This window comes from Paenibacillus agaridevorans (genome assembly GCF_003112455.1).
Classification (GTDB): domain Bacteria; phylum Bacillota; class Bacilli; order Paenibacillales; family Paenibacillaceae; genus Pristimantibacillus; species Pristimantibacillus agaridevorans.
This window is the reverse complement of sequence record NZ_BDQX01000413.1, coordinates 7676-10945: the sequence shown is the minus strand read 5'-3', so window position 1 is coordinate 10945 and position 3270 is coordinate 7676. Positions and strand designations below refer to the sequence as shown.

General features: G+C 59.4%; 3 protein-coding genes. 1 reads left to right on the top strand and 2 read right to left on the bottom strand.

Features of this window, described 5'->3' with window-relative positions; all coding sequences use genetic code 11:
* Window positions 1–612, bottom strand: a 612-nt coding sequence (locus tag PAT3040_RS39260; RefSeq protein ID WP_258235262.1) for a pyridoxal-phosphate dependent enzyme, incomplete at its 3' end; no start/stop codon positions are given.
* A gap of 133 nt (window positions 613–745) precedes the next feature.
* On the opposite strand from PAT3040_RS39260, the gene PAT3040_RS31755 reads away from it, so the two are divergent.
* Window positions 746–1294 (top strand): hypothetical protein, encoded by a 549-nt coding sequence (locus PAT3040_RS31755; RefSeq protein WP_108995832.1) that lies wholly within the window; start codon window positions 746–748, stop codon window positions 1292–1294.
* Window positions 1295–1397: 103 nt separating this feature from the next.
* On the opposite strand, the gene PAT3040_RS39255 is transcribed toward PAT3040_RS31755, so the two are convergent.
* A partial coding sequence (locus tag PAT3040_RS39255; RefSeq protein WP_507763384.1) for a collagen-like domain-containing protein occupies window positions 1398–3270 on the bottom strand: 1873 nt, incomplete at its 5' end.

The window sequence follows — 3270 nt, the reverse complement described above, 5'->3', positions numbered from 1 at the left end:
AGAGACGATCTTGATATAGGAGGCCACTCCCGCCGCCAGTCCGCCGCCGCCTACCGTAACGAAAATAAAATCGGGCGCAGATTCCGCCTTCTCCATGAGCTCTTGACCGACGGTGCCGTTGCCCGCGATAATCTTGCGGTCATCGAAGGGGTGGATAAACGCCATGCCGCTGCGCGTACTCTCCGCAATCGCTTCCGAGTAGGCATCGTCGAAGGTATCGCCGGTCAAAATGACCTCAACTTGATCGCCGCCGAAGAAGGAGACTTGTTTCACCTTTTGACGCGGAGTGGTGCTCGGCATGTAGATTTTGCCGGGGATACCGAGAGTTTGGCACGAATAAGCGACACCTTGGGCGTGATTGCCGGCGCTGGCACAGACGACACCCTTGGCGAGATCCTCGGGAGCGAGAGAACGCATGAGATGGTAGGCTCCTCTTATTTTGAACGAACGTACAATTTGGAGATCCTCGCGCTTTAGCCATACTTGGCAGTTGTATCTCTCTGATAGTACGCGGTTATATTGGAGGGGCGTGCGAACGATGACATCCTTCAGGTGCATGTGTGCTTGCATGATTTCTTCCAGACCGATGCGATGCAACGATTGTGTGCTCATAACGAACGAACCTTCTTTCTAGCTTTTGAATAGGGAATGGGTTGCCGTAAGTAGGGCAGCCGAGATAGTTGTCAACCATTATACCACTTTGCCGTGCGGAATGGGCGAGAGATTGGGAGAGGGGGAGCCGAGCATGGGGAAAGTGTTAAAAAGGTTATTCGCGGTCATTGTCATTCTGCTATTGCTGGCTGCGGGAGGAGCATGGTGGCTGCTGTCCTATATTGCTCCCGATGAGGAATTGGACTTGTCCTATCAGAATATCAACATTCGCGAGAAAGCGACCGATATGATCAAGCAGCTTAAGCCGGAACTGATATTGACGGAAGCGGACGTTAATAATCTGATCAAAAAGAATCTGGATCCCAACGTGAGCGAACACGTTGTCGTAGAAGGAGCGTTGTTCGACCTGGAAGGAGACCGGTTGATCGCGAATATGAACGTGAAGTATCGGGACCGCGTGCCGCTGGCGATCCGGGCGGAGTATCGGCTGGAGTGGCAGGATCCTAATCTTGCGCTGAGGCCGCAGTCGCTATCCATCAAGGGAATCGACTTGCCTCTAGACATGCTGGAGACGATTATTGTCGACCTTGATCTTCCGACGGGAGATTTGGTTAAAGTGAAGGAAGTCCGGTTCGAGGGGAATACGGTACGTGTTGAATTTAATTTGAGCTTGCCGTTCTGAGTCTGGGGATCTGATCTATGCTTGCGTAATTATGAAAAACCCTTCTGCTTCATAATTGAAGCCGGAAGGGTTTTTCTTTCGTGAGTCGATAGGAGGCAGTCGGCTATGAGAGCTGGTGAATGGACCAGACGATGCCCTCGTTGCCGGAGCCGCCGAGATTGAGATTGATTGTAAGTCCGTTGGCGACATAAAAGAGTCCGATCTGATCGTTTGCGTTCAGCGTAACGTCTCCCGTGATAGTAATGGAGCCGCTCCCGAGAATGGTGCGCAAAGTAAGAAGAAGCGCGATGTTGACGTTCAGGATCGGGAAGATCCCCGTAATCAAATCCGTTGTGCTGGGCGTAATTCTGCGCACGGTGAAGGCAGGGGTAACGCCTGCCCCCAGTTGAACGGTAATCGCTGCCGCTGTGGAGTAGTTAATCGTTGCTTTGATGGAATATCGGCCAGCCGTGGGGACGGTAAATGTGCCGGTTGCGGCATTAAAGTTGGCATTGCCGAAATAGGGGCTGGCCGTCGACCAGTTGACCAGTTGTCCGGAGGTGCTGACGGATACCGCATTAATTCGCCCGGAGAATCCATTGGTAGCAAAGTTTGGCCCCGTTGCACCGGTAGGTCCCGTGTTGCCGGTAGCGCCAGTAGCGCCCGTATTGCCGGTCGGCCCCGTTGGTCCGGTAGCGCCGTCGACGCCCGTTGGCCCGGTCGGCCCTGCGGGTCCAGTAGCGCCATCGGCGCCCGTTGGCCCGGTCGGCCCCGTGGGTCCGGTGGCGCCGTCGGCGCCAGTTGAACCGGTTGCTCCGGTGGAACCCGTTGCGCCGTCAGCGCCCGTTGGTCCAGTTGGCCCTGTGGATCCAGTAGTGCCGTCAGCGCCTGTCGATCCTGTCGGCCCCGTGGATCCAGTAGCGCCGTCGGCGCCAGTGGCGCCTGTCGGCCCAGTGGGTCCAGTAGCGCCATCGGTGCCAGTGGCGCCTGTCGGCCCAGTGGGTCCAGTAGCGCCATCAGTGCCAGTTGGACCGGTTGCTCCAGTGGAACCCGTTGCGCCGTCAGTGCCAGTGGCTCCTGTCGCCCCCATGGATCCAGTAGCTCCGTCAGCGCCAGTTGGCCCAGTCGGCCCCGTGGATCCAGTAGCGCCATCGGCACCAGTTGGACCATTCGGTCCTGTGGGTCCAGTAGCGCCATCGGCGCCAGTGGCGCCTGTCGGCCCAGTGGGTCCAGTAGCGCCATCGGTGCCAGTGGCGCCTGTCGGCCCAGTTGGTCCGGTCGCTCCGGTGGAACCTGTAGCGCCGTCAGTGCCTGTTGCTCCTGTTGGTCCTGTGGATCCAGTAGCGCCATCGGCGCCAGTTGGACCAGTCGCTCCGGTGGAACCTGTTGCGCCGTCAGTGCCTGTTGGTCCCGTTGGTCCGGTAGCGCCGTCAGCACCAGTTGGCCCAGTCGGCCCCGTAGAACCAGTAGCGCCATCAGCGCCAGTTGGCCCAGTCGGTCCTGTGGGTCCAGTAGCGCCATCGGCGCCCGTTGGCCCGGTCGGCCCCGTGGGTCCGGTGGCGCCGTCGGCGCCAGTTGAACCGGTTGCTCCAGTGGAACCCGTTGCGCCGTCAGTGCCAGTTGGTCCCGTTGGCCCGGTCGGTCCCGTGGATCCAGTAGCGCCGTCAGCGCCCGTTGGCCCGGTCGATCCTGTGGATCCAGTGACGCCTATCGGCCCTATGGGTCCAGTGGAACCCGTTGCGCCATCAGTGCCTGTTGCTCCCGTTGGCCCAGTGGGTCCAGTAGCGCCGTCGACTCCAGTTGACCCGGTCGGTCCTGTGGATCCAGTAGCGCCGTCGGCGCCCGTTGGCCCGGTCGGCCCCGTTGATCCAGTAGCGCCATCGGCACCAGTTGGACCAGTCGCTCCGGTGGAACCCGTTGCGCCGTCAGTACCTGTTGCTCCTGTTGGTCCTGTGGATCCAGTAGCGCCGTCAGCGCCCGTTGGCCCGGTCTGCCCC

What these genes read in the sequence shown, in the direction of transcription:
- PAT3040_RS31755 (WP_108995832.1), top strand. Translation starts at nt 746, where the DNA reads ATGGGGAAAGTGTTAAAAAGGTTATTCGCGGTCATTGTCATTCTGCTA.